The sequence below is a fragment of the Mycobacterium sp. Aquia_216 genome, assembly GCF_026723865.1.
Lineage (GTDB): Bacteria > Actinomycetota > Actinomycetes > Mycobacteriales > Mycobacteriaceae > Mycobacterium.
Map to the genome: position 1 here is coordinate 5163948 of NZ_CP113529.1, position 20112 is coordinate 5184059.

Genomic DNA, 20112 nt, shown 5'->3' on the forward strand with positions numbered 1-20112 from the left:
CCACTACCTTGGATTCACACGTCCGCCGGCATACCGCCCACGCACCCGGCGAAAAGCTGCAAGGCGGGTTGCTCGACCCCGCCCTCCTGCTGAAGGCACTGCCGGACGCGTTGCGCAAGCTTGATCCGCGCACCCTGTGGCGCAACCCGGTGATGTTCATCGTCGAGATCGGCGCCGTCTGGTCGACGGTGCTGGCGATCGGCGAGAGCAGCTGGTTCAGTTGGCTCACCGTGTTCTGGCTCTGGCTGACAGTGCTTTTCGCGAACCTCGCCGAGGCCGTTGCCGAAGGGCGTGGCAAGGCACAGGCCGATGCGCTGCGCAAGTCCAAAGCCGACACCGTCGCCCACCGCTTCAAGGATTGGAAGCCCGGCGCGGAAGGGACGTTCGAGGAGATCGCGGCGCCGCTACTGCAGCAGGGCGACGTCGTGGTGGTCATCGCCGGTCAGGTCATTCCCGGTGACGGTGATGTTGTGGAAGGCATTGCCTCGGTTGACGAGTCGGCCATCACCGGTGAATCGGCGCCGGTGATCCGGGAGTCCGGCGGCGACCGCTCAGCGGTGACCGGTGGCACCACCGTGCTCTCCGACCGCATCGTGGTCAAGATCACCCAGAAACCGGGCGAAAGCTTCGTGGATCGGATGATCGCACTCGTCGAGGGCGCAAACCGGCAGAAGACGCCCAACGAGATCGCGCTGAACATCCTGCTGGCCGCGCTGACCATCATCTTCGTGTTCGCGGTGGCGACGCTGCAGCCGCTCGCGATCTACTCCAAGGTGAACAACCCCGGCGTGCCGGACACCTCGGCGCTGAGCTCGGACGGCATCAGTGGCATCGTCCTGGTGGCACTGCTAGTGTGCCTGATTCCGACCACCATCGGCGCGCTGCTGTCCGCGATCGGCATCGCGGGCATGGACCGACTGGTGCAACGCAACGTGCTGGCCATGTCGGGCCGCGCGGTCGAAGCCGCCGGTGACGTCAACACCCTGTTGCTGGACAAGACCGGAACGATCACGCTCGGGAATCGTCAAGCGTCGGAATTCATTCCGGTGACCGGGGTGACCAATGCGGACCTGGCCGACGCCGCGCAACTGTCGAGCCTCGCCGACGAGACGCCCGAGGGCCGCTCCATCGTCGTGTACGCCAAAGAGGCGTATGGGCTGCGCGCCCGGACACCCGGAGAGCTGGCGCACGCCAGCTGGGTGGAATTCACCGCGACGACGCGGATGTCGGGTGTCGACGTCGACGGACGGCAACTGCGCAAGGGCGCGGCCAGCTCGGTCTCAGAGTGGGTCCGCAGTCACGGCGGCAGCGTCCCGCCCGAACTCGGCGAGATCGTCGATGGCATCTCGGCGGCGGGTGGAACGCCGCTCGTTGTCGGACAGATCACCGACGGGCATGCCGAAGTGCTGGGCGTCATTCACCTCAAAGACGTGGTGAAACAGGGCATGCGCGAACGGTTCGACGCGATGCGCCTGATGGGTATCCGCACGGTGATGATCACCGGCGATAATCCGTTGACCGCCAAGGCAATTGCCGACGAGGCAGGGGTGGACGACTTCCTCGCCGAGGCCACCCCCGAAGACAAGATGATGCTGATCAAGAAGGAGCAGCAGGGCGGGCGCCTGGTGGCCATGACCGGTGACGGAACCAACGACGCGCCGGCACTGGCTCAGGCCGACGTCGGCGTGGCGATGAACACCGGCACGTCGGCGGCCAAAGAGGCCGGCAACATGGTCGATCTGGATTCCGATCCGACCAAGCTCATCGAGATCGTGGAGATCGGCAAGCAATTGCTGATCACCCGCGGCGCGCTGACCACGTTCTCCATCGCCAACGACATCGCCAAATATTTCGCGATCATCCCGGCGATGTTCGTGGCGATCTTCCCCGGCCTGGACCTGATCAACGTGATGCGGCTGCACAGCCCGCAATCGGCGATCCTGTCCGCGGTCATCTTCAACGCCGTCGTCATCATCGCCCTGATTCCGTTGGCGCTGCGCGGCGTTCGGTACACGCCCAGCCGTGCGTCGAAACTGCTCAGCCGCAACCTCTACATCTACGGCTTGGGGGGCATCATCGCCCCGTTCGTCGGGATCAAGCTCATCGACCTGCTGGTCCAACTGCTTCCTGGAATCGGCTAGAAATGGACGTGAAATGAAGTTAGTCAACACGCTTCGCCAACACTGGGCCGCGCTGCGCGCGCTGCTCGTCTTCACCGTGATCCTGGGTTTCGGCTACCCCCTGCTGATTTGGCTGATTGCCTTCATCCCGGGACTGCACGACAAGGCGGAGGGCTCGATCCTGACCGCCGGGGGGAAACCCATCGGCAGCAAGATCATCGGGCAGTCGTTCACCGACGCTAGCGGCAACCCGTTGCCGAAGTACTTCCAGAGCCGTCCCTCGGCCGCGGGCAGCAACGGGTATGACCCGACGGCGAGCGGTGGCAGCAACCTTGGCCCCGAGAGCATTGTCGACACACCGGGCGATCCGGCCAAGCTGGCTTCCGGCGCCAGCGCCTCCGATGCCGGGTTCAAGCCCAGCCTGTTGACCCAGGTGTGCACCCGCAGTGCGTCGATCGGACAACTCGAGGGCGTCAACGGATCCCGCCCGTTCTGCACCGGCGGCGGGGTCGGGGCCGTACTGTCGGTGATCGGCCCCCGCGATTCGCGCGGCTACGTCGTCCACCCGACCCAGGTGATCAGTGTCAACGAGCCGTGCGCGACGACCAAGCAGCCCTTCCTGGACCTCTACGAAGGCGTTCGAGTCGAGTGCGCGAAGTTCGGCGACGACTACTCGAGCGGGCAGATCGTGCCCATTCGCGGCGCCGCCCCGGATAACCCGCAGGTGCCTGCCGACGCGGTCACCGCCAGCGGCAGCGGCCTGGATCCGCACATCTCACCGGCCTACGCCGACATTCAGGTCGCCCGGGTGGCCAAGGCCCGGCACGTCAGCCCGGACCAGATCCGCGCGGTCCTCGCCCAGTTCCGCGATGGGCGCGCGCTGGGATTCTTCGGCGAGCCGACGGTCAATGTCGCGCAACTGAACGCCGAACTCGACCACCGGTTTCCGGCCACGAGCTAGTGACGCGGGGGGATGATGGTTGACGTGAGCGACGTCAGCCACGGGGACCATCATCCCAAGCGCGGGGAGCTACGCATCTACCTCGGCGCGGCTCCGGGCGTCGGCAAGACCTACGCGATGCTCGGCGAAGCCCACCGGCGCTTGGAACGCGGCACCGATCTGGTGGCCGCCGTGGTGGAGACCCATGGGCGCCGGAAAACCGCGGAGATGATGGAAGGCATCGAGATCATCCCGCCGCGCTACCTCGAATACCGCGGCGGAAGCTTTCCCGAACTCGACGTGCCGGCCGTGCTGGCGCGCCATCCGCAAGTGGTTCTGGTCGACGAACTCGCCCACACCAATACGCCGGGCAGCAAGAACCAGAAACGGTGGCAAGACGTCGAGGAGCTGCTCGACGCCGGGATCACCGTGATCTCCACGGTCAACATCCAGCACCTGGAAAGTCTCAACGACGTCGTCGCGCAGATCACCGGGATCGAGCAGAAGGAGACGATGCCGGATTCGATCGTGCGCGAGGCCGCACAGGTCGAGCTCATCGACATCACGCCGGAAGCACTGCGGCGCCGGCTATCCCATGGAAATGTCTACGCTCCCGAACGAGTAGATGCTGCGCTGTCGAATTACTTCCGCCGCGGAAACCTCACTGCGCTAAGGGAATTGGCGCTGCTGTGGCTGGCCGACCAGGTGGACACCGCGCTGGCCAAATACCGCGCGGATAACAAGATCACCGACATGTGGGAAGCACGCGAGCGAGTCGCGGTCGCCGTCACCGGCGGCCCGGAATCGGAGACGTTGGTACGGCGAGCATCCCGGATCGCGTCGAAGTCCAGCGCCGAGCTGATGGTTGTACACGTGATCCGGGGCGACGGGCTGGCCGGCCTGTCGGAAACCCGGATGAACAAGGTCCGTGAACTGGCAAACAGCCTGGACGCTTCGGTGCACACCGTGGTCGGCGACGATGTGCCCACGGCGCTACTGGATTTCGCCCGCGAGATCAATGCCACCCAGTTGGTGATCGGCAGCTCGCGCCGGTCTCGGTGGTCGCGGATATTCGAGGAGGGTATCGGCCCGACCATCGTGCAACGCTCCGGCAAGATCGACGTGCACATCGTCACGCACGAGGAATCCAAACGCGGCTTTCACATCGCGTCGCTGGCGCCCCGCGAGCGACGCACCGCTTCTTGGCTGGCGGCCTTCATCGTCCCGTCGGTGATCTGCGCGGTCACGGTGACGATGCTCGACCGGTATCTGGACACCGGCGGGAAGAGCGCGCTGTTCTTCGTCGGGGTCCTGGTCGTAGGTCTGCTGGGAGGTGTCGCCCCGGCGGCTCTTTCGGCCGTGCTGTCCGGGCTGCTGCTGAACTACTACCTGATCGCTCCGCGGCACAGCTTCACGATCGCCGAACCCAGCAGCGCCATCACCGAGTTGGTGCTGTTGCTGATCGCGGTCGCTGTCGCGGTGCTCGTCGACTTCGCGGCCAAACGTGCCCGGGAGGCCCGGCTGGCCTCCCAAGAGGCGGAATTGCTGACGCTGTTCGCGGGATCGGTGCTGCGCGGCGCCGATCTCGACACGCTGCTCGAACGGGTGCGCGAGACCTACTCGCAGCGCGCGGTGAGCGTGCTGCGCGAACCCGACCAGGACGACCGCGCCGCCGGCAGGAAGAGCTACATCGTCGCCTGCGTGGGCAAAGATCCTTGTGTGACGGTCGATTCCGCTGACACCGCGATCGAGGTCGGCGACGACGAGTTCTGGATGCTGATGGCGGGCCGGAAGCTGTCCGCTCGCGATCGTCGAGTACTCACCGCGGTCGCCAAGCAGGCCGCGGGCCTGATCCGGCAGGGCGAACTGGCCGAGGAAGCCAGCCGGGCCGAAGCCATCGGGCGGGCCGACGAACTGCGCCGCTCGCTGCTCTCGGCGGTCAGCCATGACCTGCGTACACCGCTGGCGGCGGCCAAGGTCGCGGTATCCAGTTTGCGAGCCGAAGATGTCGCGTTCTCCCCCGAGGACACCGCGGAATTACTGGCCACCATCGAGGAGTCGATCGACCAGCTGACCGCGCTGGTCGGAAACCTGCTCGATTCCTCGCGTCTGGCCGCCGGCGTGGTCCGCCCGGATCTGCAGCGGGTTTATCTGGAGGAAACGGTGCAACGCGCGCTGGTCAGTATCGGCAAGGGCGCCACCGGCTTCTACCGATCCGCGATCGACCGCGTCAAGGTTGACGTGGGTGGCACCGTGGCGATGGCCGACGCCGGGCTCCTGGAGCGGGTTCTCGCCAACCTGATCGACAACGCGCTGCGCTATGCACCCAACTGCGTGGTCAGGGTCAACGCGGGGCGGGTCGGCGACCGGGTGCTGATCAACGTCATCGACGAAGGCCCGGGAGTCCCGCACGGAACCGACGGTCAGATCTTCGAACCGTTTCAGCGGCTGGGCGATCACGACAACACCACCGGTGTGGGGCTGGGGATGTCGGTAGCACACGGCTTCGTGGAAGCCATGGGAGGCAGCATCCAGGCCGGCGACACGCCCGGGGGTGGACTCACCGTCGTCGTAGAGTTGGCCGCACCGCCGCAACCGATTGGTGTCCAATGACCCGCACCGGCGACGATGCAGTGGGGGCACCTCCCGCTCGCGGAGGAGAGGAGCGGCGCCGATGACCCGAGTATTGGTGATCGACGACGAGCCGCACATCCTGCGCGCGCTGCGCATCAATCTGTCGGTGCGCGGCTACGAGGTAGTCACCGCGGCAACCGGTTCCGGCGCCCTGCGCGCCGCAGCGGAGCACAAACCCGATGTGGTGATCCTCGATCTCGGTCTGCCCGACATCTCGGGTATCGAGGTACTCGCCGGTCTGCGCGGGTGGCTGACCGCACCGGTGATCGTGTTATCCGCGCGCACCGATTCCTCCGACAAGGTCGAGGCGCTGGACGCCGGGGCCGACGACTACGTCACGAAACCGTTTGGGATGGACGAGTTTCTGGCTCGCCTGCGGGCCGCGGTCCGCCGCAATGCCGCAGCCTCCGAAACCGACGAGCCGGTGATCGAAACCGACGCCTTCACTGTCGACCTGTCCGCCAAGAAGGTCACCAAGAACGGCACCGAAGTCCACCTCACCCCGACCGAATGGGGCATGCTCGAGGTACTGGTGCGCAATCGCGGCAAGCTGGTCGGCCGCGAGGAGCTGCTCAAAGAGGTGTGGGGTCCGGCATATGCCACCGAAACTCATTATCTGCGTGTGTATCTCGCGCAGCTGCGGCGCAAACTCGAAGACGACCCGTCGCATCCCAAGCACCTGTTGACAGAGTCGGGGATGGGCTACCGGTTCGAGGCCTGAGCTCCACGGCCTCGAGTGTGCGTCCAGGACGTCGAGTGTGCGTCCACGGCGGCGAACGTACACACTCGAGTACGGACCGCCGGCTGTCGCGTCCTCAGCCGCAGCAACGGCCTCCGGAAGGCGGACCACTTTTCGCCCGCCTCCGAGCGACAGTTAGGGCCGCACCGTCGTGGTAGACCAGGTAGCGGGACCGATTTGCCGTCCGGCGCTCGGAACATACGGCAACCGGCGAACGCGCGGGCACCCAAAGCTTGCTGAGCAGTTGGGTGCTACTGCGCGATCGACAGCACGATGCCGTCGAGGATGTCGTGCTCGCTGACGACGAGTTCGTCGATACCCGCCCGGGCGCGCAACTCACGCGCCAACTCCTCGACCACGATCGCGCCGCCACCGATCACATCGGCCCGGCCTTCGTGCATCGGGGGCAGCGCCGCACGCTGGGATCGTGTCATGCCGATCAGCCGTTCGCACACCGACAACAGATCATCGCCGGCGACCCGTGAAAGATGAATGGCCTCAGCGTCATACGTCGTCATGTTGTGCGCCAGCGCGGACAGCGTGGTCATCGTGCCGGCCAATCCGACCCAGGTCCGGGCCTCCTCGACGGGCACGGTCCGCAATGCAGGCTCGAGCCGATCGCGCACGAACTGACGCGCCGCGCCCACCTCCTCGCGCGTCGGCGGGTCGGAGTGCAAGCAGCGTTCGGTCAGGCGGACGCAGCCGATGTCGGCCGAGTAGCTCGCCGCCACCGCATCTGCGCCCAGCACAATCTCGGTCGAGCCGCCGCCCAGGTCGACGACGACGAAAGGCCCACTGCTGCCGTCTAATTCCCCCACCGCGCCGCGGAACGACAGCCCGGCCTCTTCGGCACCGGTAATCACCTCGGCAACCGCGCCGGGTAGCACCCTGCCCAGCACGTCGGCCGTCATCGCGAAGAAGACGTCGCGGTTGGTGACGTCCCGGGCGGCCGAGGTGGCAACCATCCGAACCCGCTCAACGCCATGGGCTCTCATCAGGTCCGCGTAATCGACGAGCGCGGCTCTGGTCCGCTCGATCGCCTCCGGCGCAAACTGACCCGTGGCATCGACGCCCTGGCCCAAGCGCACGATCCGCGTCTCACGATGCACATCGTGCAGCTGCCCGTCCGAAACGTCGGCGATCAGCAACCGGATGGAGTTGGTGCCGCAGTCGACACCGGCTGCCCTCAGCGCCACAACTCACCATCCAGCGCCGCGGCCACGGCCGGTTCGGCGGCAAGGAGCGCCACCGCCTCGTCGCCGAGCGGATTGACTCCGGGTCCCTTGGCCAGCGAATGCGCGATCAGCACGTGCAGGCACTTGACCCGGTCCGGCATGCCGCCGCCCGAGAAGGTGGTCCCGAGCGGTTCGATCGCGTCGCGCTCGGCCAGATACGACTCGTGGGCCCGCCGGTAGGCGGCAGCCAACTCGGGGTCCGTGCCCAGTCGCTCGGTCATATCCCGCATCAGTCCCGTCGTCTCCAGCCTGCTCGCCGCCGCGGTGAGCGCCGGATGTGTCAGGTAATACAAGGTCGGAAACGGGGTGCCGTCAGGAAGTTTCGGCGCGGTCTTCACCACGCCGGGCTCGCCGTTGGGGCACCGGTAGACGATCTCCAGCACACCGCGGGGCTCGCGACCGAGTTGGCGTGCCACCGCTTCCAGGTCGGCACGATCAACCACCGGGAGTCGTGGGTTTCGGTGATTCGGGCGCCGCGGGCTGTGCGGGCTCGGCCGGCGCGGGCGCCGGGCCGGCCGGGGGTAGGTGCGGGGCGTCGGCGATGGTGTGCCACAGCGAGGAGTACCACGGCGCGTTGTCCGTCGGCTTCGCCGTCTCAGCGCCCGGCGGCGGGGACACCGCCGCGGCCGCCGGAAGCTGGACTTGGAACGGCGTGTCCCCGGGCATCACAAACCCCAGGCGCTCGCGGGCCTGCGCCGCGATGTAGGCCGGGTCGCCGAGCTTGACCTTCTTCTGTTCGAGGTCGGCGATCTGACGGCGCAATGCGGCTTCACTGGCCGTCAACTGGGCCATCTCGGTGCGCTGCGCGAAATAGGTGCGCACCGGGCCCGCGATGGTCAACGTCAGCACGCAGACCACCGCGGCCAGCACCGCGGCACGCCGGGCGGTGAAACCCAGCCGCTGCTCGGAGCGTTGCTCGACGGACTCGGCGATCTGCCGCTTGATGGGTTCGACGATGTGCTCGGCCGTCGACCGGGCAGCGGCGGCGTTCTGTGCGAGCTTCGACGTGCGCGACGACGGCTTGGACGAAGGTTTGGCAGCCCGACCGCGCCGAACCGAGTCGCCGGCCTTCCCCGGGCGCGATGCCGGGGAGCGCCGCTTCGGATCTGGCCGTTTCGCGTCGGGCATCCGCGATCTACCCGTGTTTCTCGTTGACCGTCACGCTATTTCACGTCCAGTGCGTAGCGCGGGAAAGCCAGGTCGCCGGCGTAGCGGGCCGCGTCGCCGAGCGCTTCCTCGATGCGCAGCAGCTGGTTGTATTTGGCGACTCGCTCGCTGCGGGCGGGCGCGCCGGTCTTGATCTGTCCGCTGCCGACGGCGACCGCCAGGTCGGCGATCGTGGTGTCCTCGGTCTCGCCGCTGCGGTGGCTCATCATCGTGCGGTACCCGCTGTGGTGGGCCAGGGCGACGGCGTCGAGTGTCTCGGTCAGCGTGCCGATTTGGTTCACCTTGACCAGCAGCGCGTTGGCGACACCCTTTTCGATCCCCTCCTCGAGCCGCTCGGGATTCGTGACGAAGATGTCGTCGCCCACGATTTGCACGCGGTCACCGATGGCGGAAGTCAGATCCGCCCAGCCCTGCCAATCGTCTTCGGACAGCGGGTCTTCGATGGACACCAGCGGGTAGGAGTCGAGCAGTTTGGCGTAGAACTCCGTCATCTGCCCGGCGGTCCGGGTGGAGCCCTCGAAGCTGTACCCGGTGCCGTCGGTGTAGAACTCGGTGGCCGCCGCGTCCAGGGCCAGAGCCACGTCGGTGCCGAGCTTGAACCCGGCCGACTCGATGGCCGAGCCGATCAGGTCCAGCGCCGCGGTGGTTCCGGCCACGTCGGGGGCGAAGCCGCCCTCGTCGCCCAGGCCGGTGCTCAGGCCCTGCTTCTTGAGCACCGACTTCAGCGAGTGGTACACCTCGGCACCCCAGCGCAGCGCCTCGACGAAGCTGGGCGCGCCGATCGGCGCGACCATGAACTCCTGGATGTCGACGGCGGTGTCGGCGTGGGCGCCACCGTTGAGGATGTTCAGCATCGGCACCGGCAGGATGTGCGCGTTCGGCCCGCCGAGGTAGCGGAACAGCGGCAGCCCGGCCGAATCGGCGGCCGCCTTGGCGACGGCCAGCGACACGCCCAGGATCGCGTTGCCGCCCAGCCGCGATTTGTCGGGGGTGCCGTCGAGGTCCACCAGCGCCTGATCGACCAAACGCTGATCGTCGGCGTTGAGGCCGATCACGGCCGGGCCGATCTCGTCCAGCACGGCTTGCACGGCTCTTTGCACGCCCTTGCCGCCATAGCGCTCGCCGCCGTCGCGGAGCTCCACGGCCTCGTGCTCTCCGGTCGACGCGCCGGACGGCACCGCCGCGCGGGCAAAGGTTCCATCGATCAGGGCTATCTCGACCTCGACGGTCGGGTTACCTCGGGAATCGAGGATCTCGCGGGCCCCGACCTGCTCGATAATCGGCACTGGGATCTCCTTGCGTCGTAGCTGATGGCGCGCTCTGGGCCGGCCTTCAAACAGGCCCAGCCTAAAGCCTGGGTCAGCGATTCATCCTGCTACAACGGGTGACCCGCCGCATAAGCGGTCGCCCAGTCCCGGACGGCCCGCGCGTAGACGCCGGAGTTGTTGTAGGCCCGCAGCGCGGTGACCCAGCCCCGGGGTGTCGCGAGATCCTTTCCGCGCCAGCACAAGTAACCCGCCGCCGCCAGCGCCGCGTCGTCGATGTTGTCCGGGGACAGGCGGCCGTCGTTGTGGGCGTCGACCCCGTACAGCCGCCATGTCTCCGGAATGAACTGCATGGGACCCATCGCGCGCGCGACCGCGGGCTGACTGTCTGTGCTGTCTTGTGCGGCGTCGACGATGCGCAGGTTGCCCCCGCTACCGTCCAACTGGACACCCCTGATGGGCGGATTCACATCCCCATTCGGCGACAGCGTCGCGCCCCGGTAGGTGCCGTGGTGGCTCTCGACCTGGCCGATGCCCGCCAGCGTGGTCCACGCGATATGGCACTTCGGGTTTTCGACCTCGGCGACCCGCGCGGCATACGCGTAGGCCTCCAAGGCGATGACCGGGATCTCCAATGCCGCGGAGCGTGGCAGCGCCCAGGCCCGCAGCTGGTCCGCGGGCCGGCCACTGGCATGAGTGTTCACCGCCGGCACCGGATCCCCGAACGGCGGCGGCACGCCGGCGGGGATGAAGAGGCTGAGCTGCCAGGTACAGCTGGAGGCCAGAAGCATCGCGGTCGCGCCGATCACGGCGCCCGCGCGCACCCAACGCCCCGGCGACACCACGTTCCCCTCGACTTCCCCTACATCAACGTCACCCACTGATTATCGTCCCATGACCTCGCGCCGTAGCCGGTTGCGTCGAGCCGACGCACCCGGTTTCAGCCAATGTATCGATTAGCTGCCACCTACCGGGGCTAGCAAAGTCCGCACAATGCCGACCACCGGGATTCGCCAACTCACAAGGCACATTACCCGTCTCGACGAAGCGAACGGCAAACATCGCAGCGATCACTGATGGGCAAATCCGCATGGGCGATCCAAACCGGGATCAGTCCCGGTCTCGGCCCCGCTTGGAGCCTTTGCCGGACCGTTTGGACTCCGCGCCGGGCTCGTCATCAGCCTCGCCCGCGTCGTCCTCATCGCCGGCCTCGGACTCGTCGTTCGGCGCGACGTCGTCGTCGTCCTCGTCGCCGGCGTGCTCGGCCGCCTCGCTCTGGCCGGCACCGTCCGACTCGTCCGGCGCGACGTCGTCGACCGCGGAGGGCCAGTGCTCGCGCCACTCCCCCTCGGTGACCTTGCCCAGCGGAGCCACATCGAACTCTTCTGGCACGCTGTCCCCGCGACGCGTTGCCGCGATCGACTTCTCGACCGCACGGACCGTGTCCACAAACTCCAAAACCGCTGTGCGCAGGAAACTTTCCGCATCGATGTCGGCCGATACGGAGATCGAGGTGATCTCGGCGGGAATCAAGTCGGCGGGCAGCCCGGCCGCGTGCGCGCGTTGAATCACCTTCTGCGCCAGCGCCAACGCCGGCTGACCGGTATGGACGTCATCCATCACCGAATTGCGGGGTTTCTCGGCGGCTTTGCGCTCTTCCCATTGGGCCAGTTGTTCTTCGAGTGAAATCGATTGACCCGCCAGCACTCCCGGCACCCGGTTGCCGAGCTTTCGCATCAGCGTGGCGGCCACGTCGTCGATGTCGAACGGGGATTGGCGCGCCTCCTCGGCGATGCGGGCGTGAAACAGCACCTGCAGCAACACGTCGCCGAGTTCTTCGCGCAGTTGCTCGGCGTTGCCGCTGCGGACCGCGTCCAACAGCTCATAGGTCTCCTCGAGCAGAAACCGGCGCAGCGAGTCGTGGGTTTGCTCACTTTCCCACGGGCCGGCGGTGCGCAGCTTGTCCATCATCGCGACGGCATCGACCAATCGTTCACCGCGCGGCGTGTCCGGCGCCGCGATCAACCGGGCTCCCGCGGCCAACCGCGCGGTCACCGCCGGGTGGTCGGGGTCCGAGGACAACAACACGGGCGCGTCGTCCCCGGTGTCGACCGGGCGTGCGGAAGACAGCGACCAGGGCACCGCGACGGGCATCTCCTCGGTGTATTGGATCTCGCCGGTGAGGTGCTCGATCGCTTGGAGCGGCACCAGCGATGGACGGCGGGGGTCGAACAAGACGACTATCACCTGCGCCGTTCCTCCCTCGTCATCGCTGAAACTGATAGCCCGACTCCTCAGCCGGCCGATTTGCGGCCCGCATCGTCCTCGCGCGGCGGTGACGCACTCGTTATACCAATTTCTTGCTGCGGTTTACCTTGCAGGGCCGTCACCAGGTTGGCCACCATCTGCACCAACTCGACATCGCGGAGCCGCGGCGCGCCCACACCGCCGGCTCGTGGAATCGGAACCTGCACCGTGGACGTCGTGGCGCGGTAGTTGGCGGCCGGATACATCCGCTTGAGCCGCACCTGGGCAGAATCTAACAGCGTGATCGGCGACAGCCGCACCGTCGCCGCAGACGGGGCCGATACTTCGGTGATGCCGGAGGCGCGGCACAGCAGGCGCAGCCGCGCCACGGCCACCAGGCGCTGGGCCGGTTCGGGCAGTGCCCCGTAGCGGTCGGTGAGCTCCTCGACGACGGCGTCGACGCCCGCGTCGTCGGCCGCGGCGGCCAGGCGCCGATAGCCCTCCAGCCGGAGCCGGTCACTGGCGATGTAGTCCGGCGGCAGGTGCGCGTCCACCGGAAGGTCGATGCGCACATCCTTCGGCTCCTCGGGGCTGAGGACCGTTTGGCCGTCGGCGGCCGCCCGGTAGGCCTCGACGGCCTCGCCCACCAGCCGCACGTACAGGTCGAAGCCGACCCCGGCCACGTGCCCCGACTGCTCGACACCCAGCACGTTGCCGGCGCCGCGGATTTCGAGGTCCTTCAGCGCGACCGCCATGCCGGCGCCCAATTCGTTGTTCTGGGCGATGGTCGCCAGCCGGTCGTAGGCCGTCTCGGTCAGCGGCACCTGCGGTGGATAGAGGAAGTAGGCGTAGCCGCGTTCGCGGCTGCGGCCGACCCGGCCTCGCAGCTGGTGCAGCTGGGACAGTCCGAAGGTGTCGGCGCGCTCGACGATCAACGTGTTCGCGTTGGAGATGTCCAGCCCGGTCTCCACGATCGTGGTGCACACCAGGACGTCGTGCTCCCGGTTCCAGAACCCCTCTACGGTGCGTTCCAGCAGGTCCTCTGGCATCTGCCCGTGCGCGACGACGACGCGTGCCTCGGGCACCAACTCGCGCACCCGGGCGGCGGTGGCATCGATCGAACTGACCCGGTTGTGCACGTAGAAGGCCTGCCCATCGCGCAACAGCTCGCGGCGTAGCGCGGCGGCGATCTGTTTTTCCTCCTGCGGGCCGACGTAGGTCAGCACCGGGTAGCGCTCCTCGGGCGGCGTCAGGATCGTCGACATCTCGCGGATCCCGGCCAGGCTCATCTCCAGGGTCCGCGGGATAGGGGTGGCGCTCATGGTCAGCACGTCGACGTGGGTGCGCAGGGACTTGATGTGCTCCTTGTGCTCGACGCCGAACCGCTGCTCCTCGTCGACCACGACCAGGCCCAGATCCTTCCAGCGCACCCCGGTCTGCAGCAGCCGGTGCGTGCCGATCACCACGTCCACCGACCCGTCGGCCAGGCCGTCGACCACGGCGCGGGACTCGCCCGGGTCAGTGAACCGAGACAGCCCCTTGACCGTCACCGGGAAGCCAGCCATCCGGTCGCTGAACGTCTGCAGATGCTGATCGGCCAGCAGGGTGGTAGGCACCAACACGGCCACCTGTTTGCCGTCCTGCACCGCCTTGAACGCCGCCCGCACCGCGATCTCGGTCTTGCCGTAGCCGACGTCGCCGCAGATCACCCGGTCCATCGGGATCGGCTTCTCCATATCGGCCTTGACCTCGGTGATCGCGGTCAGCTGGTCGACGGTTTCGGTGAACCCGAACGCATCCTCCATCTCGGCCTGCCACGGCGTGTCCGGCCCGAAGGCGTACCCCGCGCTGGCCTGCCGCTTGGCGTAGAGCGACACCAGCTCGCCGGCGATCTCGCGCACCGCGCGCCGCGCCTTGGTCTTGGTGTTGGTCCAGTCGCTGCCGCCCAGCTTGCTCAGCGCCGGGGCTTGCCCGCCGACATAGCGCGACAGCTGGTCCAGCGAATCCATCGGAACATAGAGCTTGTCGGCCTGCTGTCCCCGCTTGCTGGACGCGTATTCGAGCACCAGGTACTCGCGCCGGGCGCCGCCGACGGTGCGCTCGACCATCTCCACGAACCGCCCGATGCCGTGCTGATCGTGCACCACCAGGTCGCCGGCCGTCAGCGCCAGCGGGTCGACGGTGTTGCGCCGTTTGGCCGCCAGCCGCTTGCCGTCCACGGCGGTGGCACGGCTGCCGGTCAGGTCGGCTTCGGTGATGACGACCAGGTTGGCGCCGGGGATGACCACGCCGCCGTGCAACGGCCCCTTGAGCACCCCGACCACACCGGCCTTGGGCGCCGCACCGCATTCCAGCATGGCGGCCGGGGTGTCGGACTCGGCCAGCCGCTCCACGACACGGTGGGCGGTGCCGGTGCCCGGCGCCACGATCACGCCGTAGCCGCCGGTCAAGACATGGGCGCGCAGCATCGCGAAGATGCCCTCGATGTCGTGCTGATGCCCGCGCGCCGACGGCGCCGCCCGGACATCCAGCTCCACCGCCGACTCGTCGGACAGCTGGCTCAACGTCCACCACGGATGCCCGGACCGGTCCGCGGCGGCCTGCACGTCGTCCAGCTCCGCGAAGCCCGACCCGCCCAGCTGCTCGACGTCGACGGGAGCGTCGGTCCCCATCGCGGCCACCGACCAGGACGCCTCGAGGAACTCGCGGCCGGTTTTGATCAGGTCGGCGGCCCGGGTGCGCACCTTTTCCGGGTCGCACAGCAGCACCGGTGTTCCCTCGGCCAGCTGTTCGACCAGCAGCGCGTGGTCGTCGGGCTTCAGGACGGGAAGCAACGCCTCCATCCCGTCGACCGGGATGCCCTCGGCCAGCTTGGCCAGCATGTCGGAAACGCTGCCGGTGATCGCGTTCTCGCCCGGCGGGTGTTGGGCGACCAACTCGGCGGCCCGCGCCCGCACGTCGTCGGTCAGCAGTAACTCGCGACAGGCGACCGCGACAAGCGTTTCGACCTCGATCTCGGGGATCGAACGCTGATCGGCGACCGAAAACATCCGCATCTCGGTGACCTCGTCGCCCCAGAACTCGATGCGCACCGGGTGTTCGGCGGTGGGGGCGAAAATGTCGAGGATCCCGCCGCGCACGGCGAACTCGCCGCGCCGGCCGACCATGTCGACCCGGGTGTAGGCCAGCTCGACCAACCGGGCGATCACTTCCTCGAAGCCGATCTCCTGGCCGATACGCAGGGTGACCGGCTCCTGGTGGCCCAGCCGCGGGGCCATTGGCTGCAGCAGCGACCGCGCCGCGGTCACCACTACTCGCAACGGCGGGCCCAGGCGAGTGTCGTCGGGGTAGGCCAGCCGCCGCAGCACCATCAAGCGGGTGCCCACGGTGTCGACGCCCGGCGAGAGCCGCTCGTGCGGCAGGGTCTCCCAGGACGGGAAGACGGCCACCGCGCTGCCGAAAACGCCGCGCAGCTCAGCAGCGAGATCGTCGGCTTCGCGCCCGGTGGCGGTGACGACGAGCAGCGAACCCCGTTGCGCCAGTGCGCTGGCCACGAACAAGCGCGCGCTGGCCGGGCCGACTAGATTCATTTCGGCGGGCCGAGCAGCCGCGTTCTCGGCGAGCTGATCAAAAGTCGGCGCGGTCAGCGCCAGATCAACGAGCCCCGCGATCGGGGTTTCTGGGCGAGCAGGCCCCGGTGAGGTCATGATGCACCCATTCTAGGTGCCTAAAAAAATCACAGAACATCGTCAATTTTGCCCCTGGGGCCGTCAAAGGATCGTAAGGATCGCGCCATCCGGTGCTGGCCGGGCGCAACTTGAAAGCATGACATTGCTTGACATGCTGCCCTCCATTGGTCGGGCGGCGCCCCGACGGCTGGATCCCGCGATCTGGCCTGTCACTACACATTCCGACGAGGAGGGTCACCTGTGCATCGGCGGCGTACCCCTTTCGGACATCGCCGACGAGTTCCACACCCCCACCTACGTCATCGATGAAACCGACTTCCGCTACCGCGCCCGCCGATACCGCAAGGTGCTGCGCGACCCCGGAGTTTCTGTCGTCTACGCCGGAAAGTCCTTGCTGACGACGGCGGTGGCGCGCTGGGCCCGGGAAGAAGGCCTGGGCGTCGACGTCTGCTCGGCCGGTGAGCTGGCCGTCGCGATGGCCGGCGGCGTAGACCCGGCCCGGATCATCATGCACGGCAACGCGAAATCACCCGACGAGTTGCAAGAGGCGGTGCGTGCCGGGGTCGGGCGTATCGTGCTGGATTCCTGCATCGAGATCGCCTACTTGGCGGGATGCGCGCGCAAGCGCCAGCCGGTGCTGATCCGGGTCACCCCGGACATCGACATTCACGGGCACCGCGCGGTCACCACCGGCGTCACCGACCAGAAATTCGGGTTCACCCTTGCCGAGGACCATGCCGCCGACGCGGTGAAGCGGGTGCTGGCGCACCCGATCCTCGACCTGGTCGGACTGCATTGCCACATCGGCTCCCAGGTCACCGACGCGGCCCTGTACGGCGAGGCGATCCACCGGATGATCGCCGCGATGGCCGACATTCGCGCCCGGCACGGCGTCATCCTCGCCGAGCTGAACATCGGCGGCGGCCACGGCATCCCCTACCTGCCGGGCGATCGCGAACTCGAGATCGACGACTTGGCCGTCGTCATCGACGACGCGCTGGACGACGCCTGCGCCGCAGAGCATTTCCCGCGCCCCACGATCGTGGTCGAACCCGGTCGCGCCATCAGCGGCCGGGCCGGCGTGACGCTGTATCGCGTGTGCTCGGTCAAGACGCAGCCGGGTGGGCGAACCTTCGTCGCGGTCGACGGCGGCATGAGTGACAACCCGCGGGTGTCGTTGTACGGCGCCCAGTACACGGTCACGTTGGCCAACCGCCATTCGCTGGGACTCAAGCAGCGGGTCACGGTGGCCGGCCGGCACTGTGAGGCGGGCGACGAGATCGCCCGCGATATCGAGCTGCCGGTAGACCTGCATCCCGGCGACCTGCTGGCCGTGGCCTGCACCGGCTCGTACCACCACAGCATGGCGTCGAACTACAACATGGTGTGCCGGCCGCCGCTGGTGGCCGTCAAGGACGGTCGGGTCCGCCAACTGGTCCGCCGCGAGACGGTCGCGGACCTGATGTCGCGCGATTGCGGTTGAATTCGGCCCCTCGGGGCCAACGCTACGACCACTTAGATCGCCGAGCGTAACGCCGCTGCGAAAAATCAGACCGAATATCGCACCGGCGTTACGCTCGCGAAGAGGGCGGCGCCCCGTCGGGGCCTATTCGTCTTGCAGCCGGGGGTCGGATTCCAGATGAGTCAGGCCGTTCCACATCAGGTTGACCAGGTGCGCGGCGACGACTTCCTTCTTGGGCTCCCGGGTGTCGAGCCACCACTGCGCGGTCATCGACACCGAGCCGACCAACGCCTGGGCGTACAGCGGCGCCAGATCCGGATCCAGGCCGCGGCGGGCGAAGTCGCCGGCCAGGATCGAACTGACCTGGCTGACGGCGTCGTTGAGCAGGCTGGAATAGGTGCCCGCGCTGATCGACGCGGGCGAGTCGCGGATCATGATCCGGAAGCCATCGGTGCGTTCCTCGACGTAGGTGAGCAGCGCCAAGGCGACGCGCTCGACCCGCACCCGGGACCGATTGTTGGTCAACGACGAGGTGATGCCGTCCAGCAGCGCCGACATCTCGCGGTCGACGACCACGGCGTAGAGGCCCTCCTTGCCGCCGAAATGCTCGTAGACGACCGGTTTGGACACGTTCGCGCGCTGCGCGATCTCCTCGATCGACGCGCCCTCGTAACCGCGCTCGGCGAACAGCGAGCGCGCGATGCCGATCAGTTGGTGTCGACGCTCGCTGCCGGTCATCCGGGCGCGGGGCGCCCGTACTTCTTTATCCGGGGCTGCCACGTCACTCAGGGTATCGGTTTGCGCAGGTGAAAATGCCCGACTTTCCCTGGGGCCCGCCAATGAACGGCACACCGTCTAAAGTCTTGGTGGCGCGGTCGGCGTTAGCCGCCACCGCCCGTGATCTGCAGTCCGTCGTGGTGTAATCGGCAGCACCTCTGATTTTGGTTCAGATAGTTCAGGTTCGAGTCCTGGCGACGGAGCTTCGGGTGCTTGTCTGACCAGGGCACGGGGTGTGGGATTTTTGCCACCGGTGCAGGTGAAATGACAGTCTTGACGCCGTGGCGGCGCTGCGGCGGCCCGCCTCGCGTGGGACACAGCACGAGGAGAGTCGATGTCGTTTGGCGGTGACACAGCGGTCCTGGTGTTAGCGGCCGGGCCCGGCACCCGGATGCGCTCGGACACCCCGAAGGTGCTGCACACCCTCGCCGGCCGCAGCATGTTGTCGCATTCCCTGCACGCGATCGCCAAGATGGCACCGCAGCGGCTGGTCGTGGTACTGGGCCATGAGCACGAGCGCGTCGCGCCGATCGTCGCCGAACTCGCCGACACGCTCGGACGTCGGATCGACGTCGCGCTGCAGGACCGGCCCCGGGGCACCGGTCACGCCGCGCTCTGCGGCCTGTCGGCGCTGCCGGAGGACTATGCCGGCGTCGTCGTGATCACCTCGGGCGACACTCCGCTGCTGGACTCCGACACCCTGGCCGATCTGATCGCGACCCACAACGCGGTGTCGGCCGCGGCGACGGTACTGACCACCACCCTGCGCGATCCCTTCGGCTACGGCCGCATCCTGCGTACCCAGGACGATGAGGTGATGGCGATCGTGGAAGAAGCGGATGCGACCGCCTCACAGCGCAAGATCGGCGAGGTCAATGCCGGTGTCTACGCCTTCGACGTCACCGCTTTGCGCTCGGCGCTGGGCCGGCTGAGTTCCAACAACGCCCAGCAGGAGCTCTACCTGACCGACGTCATCGCCATCTTGCGCGGGGACGGGCAGACCGTTCATGCGCGGCACGTGGACGACAGCGCGCTGGTGGCCGGCGTCAACAACCGCGTGCAGCTCGCCGAATTGGGCGCCGAGCTGAACCGCCGCATCGTCGCGGGCCATCAGCTGGCCGGCGTGACCGTGGACGATCCTGCCACCACCTGGATCGACGTCGACGTGACGATCGGCCGCGACACCGTCATCCACCCCGGCACCCAGCTGCTCGGCCGCACCCAGATCGGCGGCGGTTGTGTCGTCGGCCCGGACACCACGCTCACTGACGTCACCGTCGCCGACGGCGCCTCCGTGATCCGGACGCACGGCGAGTCGGCGGCGATCGGCGGCGGTGCCACGGTCGGCCCGTACACCTACCTGCGGCCCGGCACGGTGCTGGGAGCCGGCGGGAAGCTGGGCGCGTTCGTCGAGGTCAAGAACTCCGACATCGGGGCCGGCACCAAGGTGCCGCATCTGACCTACGTCGGCGACGCCGACATCGGCGAGTACAGCAACATCGGCGCGTCCAGCGTGTTCGTCAACTACGACGGCACCACCAAGCGGCGCACCACCGTCGGCTCGCACGTCCGCACCGGTTCGGACACCATGTTCGTGGCACCGGTGACCGTCGGCGACGGGGCCTACACCGGTGCGGGCACGGTGCTGCGTGACGACGTCCCGCCCGGCGCGCTGGCGGTTTCAGCGGGGCCGCAACGCAACATCGAGAACTGGGTGCAACGGAAACGTCCAGGCAGTGCCGCCGCGCAAGCCGCGGACAAGGCCGCCCAGCAAGCTCCAGCAGCCAGCCCGCCGCCGGAATCACCGGAATCCGAATAGACACCATGAATTTGGTGT

The 20112-nt window shown here is 67.7% G+C and carries 14 protein-coding genes and 1 tRNA gene; 7 read left to right on the top strand and 8 right to left on the bottom strand.

Going from position 1 to position 20112, the window contains the following annotated elements:
• Positions 1 to 8: 8 nt before the first annotated feature.
• From kdpB to OK015_RS24095, 4 genes are all read left to right on the top strand, one after another.
• Positions 9 to 2141: a potassium-transporting ATPase subunit KdpB gene (gene kdpB, locus OK015_RS24080; RefSeq protein WP_442791325.1), complete on the top strand. Its 2133-nt coding sequence runs from the start codon at positions 9 to 11 to the stop codon at positions 2139 to 2141.
• A 13-nt stretch (positions 2142 to 2154) separates the two neighbouring features.
• Positions 2155 to 3081, top strand: a complete 927-nt coding sequence (locus OK015_RS24085) for a potassium-transporting ATPase subunit C (protein ID WP_268126792.1) — start codon at positions 2155 to 2157, stop codon at positions 3079 to 3081.
• Between the two features lie 12 nt (positions 3082 to 3093).
• Positions 3094 to 5673: a sensor histidine kinase gene (locus tag OK015_RS24090; RefSeq protein ID WP_268126795.1), complete on the top strand. Its 2580-nt coding sequence runs from the start codon at positions 3094 to 3096 to the stop codon at positions 5671 to 5673.
• A 61-nt stretch (positions 5674 to 5734) separates the two neighbouring features.
• Positions 5735 to 6415 (top strand): response regulator, encoded by a 681-nt coding sequence (locus OK015_RS24095; RefSeq protein WP_268126797.1) that lies wholly within the window; start codon positions 5735 to 5737, stop codon positions 6413 to 6415.
• A 269-nt stretch (positions 6416 to 6684) separates the two neighbouring features.
• Here OK015_RS24095 and OK015_RS24100 read toward each other — a convergent pair whose 3' ends face one another.
• The 7 genes from OK015_RS24100 to mfd form a co-directional block, all read right to left on the bottom strand.
• Positions 6685 to 7629, bottom strand: coding sequence for a Ppx/GppA phosphatase family protein (locus OK015_RS24100; protein WP_268126800.1), 945 nt, complete (start codon positions 7627 to 7629; stop codon positions 6685 to 6687).
• On the bottom strand, positions 7620 to 8111 hold the full coding sequence (locus OK015_RS24105) for a DUF501 domain-containing protein (RefSeq protein ID WP_268126802.1): 492 nt from the start codon (positions 8109 to 8111) through the stop codon (positions 7620 to 7622). Before OK015_RS24105 ends, OK015_RS24100 begins: the two co-directional genes overlap by 10 nt.
• The gene (locus OK015_RS24110) at positions 8104 to 8796 is read right to left on the bottom strand and encodes an FtsB family cell division protein (RefSeq protein ID WP_268126804.1); all 693 of its coding nucleotides are present in this window, start codon (positions 8794 to 8796) and stop codon (positions 8104 to 8106) included. Before OK015_RS24110 ends, OK015_RS24105 begins: the two co-directional genes overlap by 8 nt.
• A gap of 35 nt (positions 8797 to 8831) precedes the next feature.
• Positions 8832 to 10121: a phosphopyruvate hydratase gene (gene eno / locus OK015_RS24115; RefSeq protein ID WP_268126805.1), complete on the bottom strand. Its 1290-nt coding sequence runs from the start codon at positions 10119 to 10121 to the stop codon at positions 8832 to 8834.
• An 89-nt stretch (positions 10122 to 10210) separates the two neighbouring features.
• Positions 10211 to 10942 (bottom strand): lytic transglycosylase domain-containing protein, encoded by a 732-nt coding sequence (locus tag OK015_RS24120; protein WP_268133041.1) that lies wholly within the window; start codon positions 10940 to 10942, stop codon positions 10211 to 10213.
• Between the two features lie 268 nt (positions 10943 to 11210).
• The gene (locus OK015_RS24125) at positions 11211 to 12347 is read right to left on the bottom strand and encodes a nucleoside triphosphate pyrophosphohydrolase (protein ID WP_268126806.1); all 1137 of its coding nucleotides are present in this window, start codon (positions 12345 to 12347) and stop codon (positions 11211 to 11213) included.
• A 47-nt stretch (positions 12348 to 12394) separates the two neighbouring features.
• Positions 12395 to 16054: a transcription-repair coupling factor gene (mfd, locus tag OK015_RS24130; RefSeq protein ID WP_268126807.1), complete on the bottom strand. Its 3660-nt coding sequence runs from the start codon at positions 16052 to 16054 to the stop codon at positions 12395 to 12397.
• 118 nt (positions 16055 to 16172) lie between these two features.
• On the opposite strand from mfd, the gene lysA reads away from it, so the two are divergent.
• Positions 16173 to 17519 carry a diaminopimelate decarboxylase gene (lysA, locus tag OK015_RS24135; RefSeq protein ID WP_268126808.1) on the top strand — a complete coding sequence of 449 codons (1347 nt, stop codon included), beginning with the start codon at positions 16173 to 16175 and terminating at the stop codon, positions 17517 to 17519.
• A gap of 123 nt (positions 17520 to 17642) precedes the next feature.
• On the opposite strand, the gene OK015_RS24140 is transcribed toward lysA, so the two are convergent.
• On the bottom strand, positions 17643 to 18236 hold the full coding sequence (locus tag OK015_RS24140; protein ID WP_267735371.1) for a TetR/AcrR family transcriptional regulator: 594 nt from the start codon (positions 18234 to 18236) through the stop codon (positions 17643 to 17645).
• A 170-nt stretch (positions 18237 to 18406) separates the two neighbouring features.
• On the opposite strand from OK015_RS24140, the gene OK015_RS24145 reads away from it, so the two are divergent.
• Positions 18407 to 18478: transfer RNA gene (locus OK015_RS24145), tRNA-Gln, on the top strand.
• Between the two features lie 131 nt (positions 18479 to 18609).
• Entirely contained in the window at positions 18610 to 20094 is a 1485-nt protein-coding gene (glmU, locus tag OK015_RS24150) for a bifunctional UDP-N-acetylglucosamine diphosphorylase/glucosamine-1-phosphate N-acetyltransferase GlmU (protein WP_268126811.1), read from the top strand.
• Positions 20095 to 20112 lie beyond the last annotated feature (18 nt).

Bases quoted from the DNA above. Each gene is read 5' to 3' on its own strand.
- OK015_RS24085 (WP_268126792.1), top strand. From the start codon at position 2,155: ATGAAGTTAGTCAACACGCTTCGCCAACACTGGGCCGCGCTGCGCGCG.
- OK015_RS24090 (WP_268126795.1), top strand. From the start codon at position 3,094: ATGATGGTTGACGTGAGCGACGTCAGCCACGGGGACCATCATCCCAAG.
- OK015_RS24095 (WP_268126797.1), top strand. From the start codon at position 5,735: ATGACCCGAGTATTGGTGATCGACGACGAGCCGCACATCCTGCGCGCG.
- OK015_RS24110 (WP_268126804.1), bottom strand. From the start codon at position 8,796: ATGCCCGACGCGAAACGGCCAGATCCGAAGCGGCGCTCCCCGGCATCG.
- mfd (WP_268126807.1), bottom strand. From the start codon at position 16,054: ATGACCTCACCGGGGCCTGCTCGCCCAGAAACCCCGATCGCGGGGCTC.
- lysA (WP_268126808.1), top strand. From the start codon at position 16,173: ATGACATTGCTTGACATGCTGCCCTCCATTGGTCGGGCGGCGCCCCGA.
- OK015_RS24140 (WP_267735371.1), bottom strand. From the start codon at position 18,236: ATGACCGGCAGCGAGCGTCGACACCAACTGATCGGCATCGCGCGCTCG.
- glmU (WP_268126811.1), top strand. From the start codon at position 18,610: ATGTCGTTTGGCGGTGACACAGCGGTCCTGGTGTTAGCGGCCGGGCCC.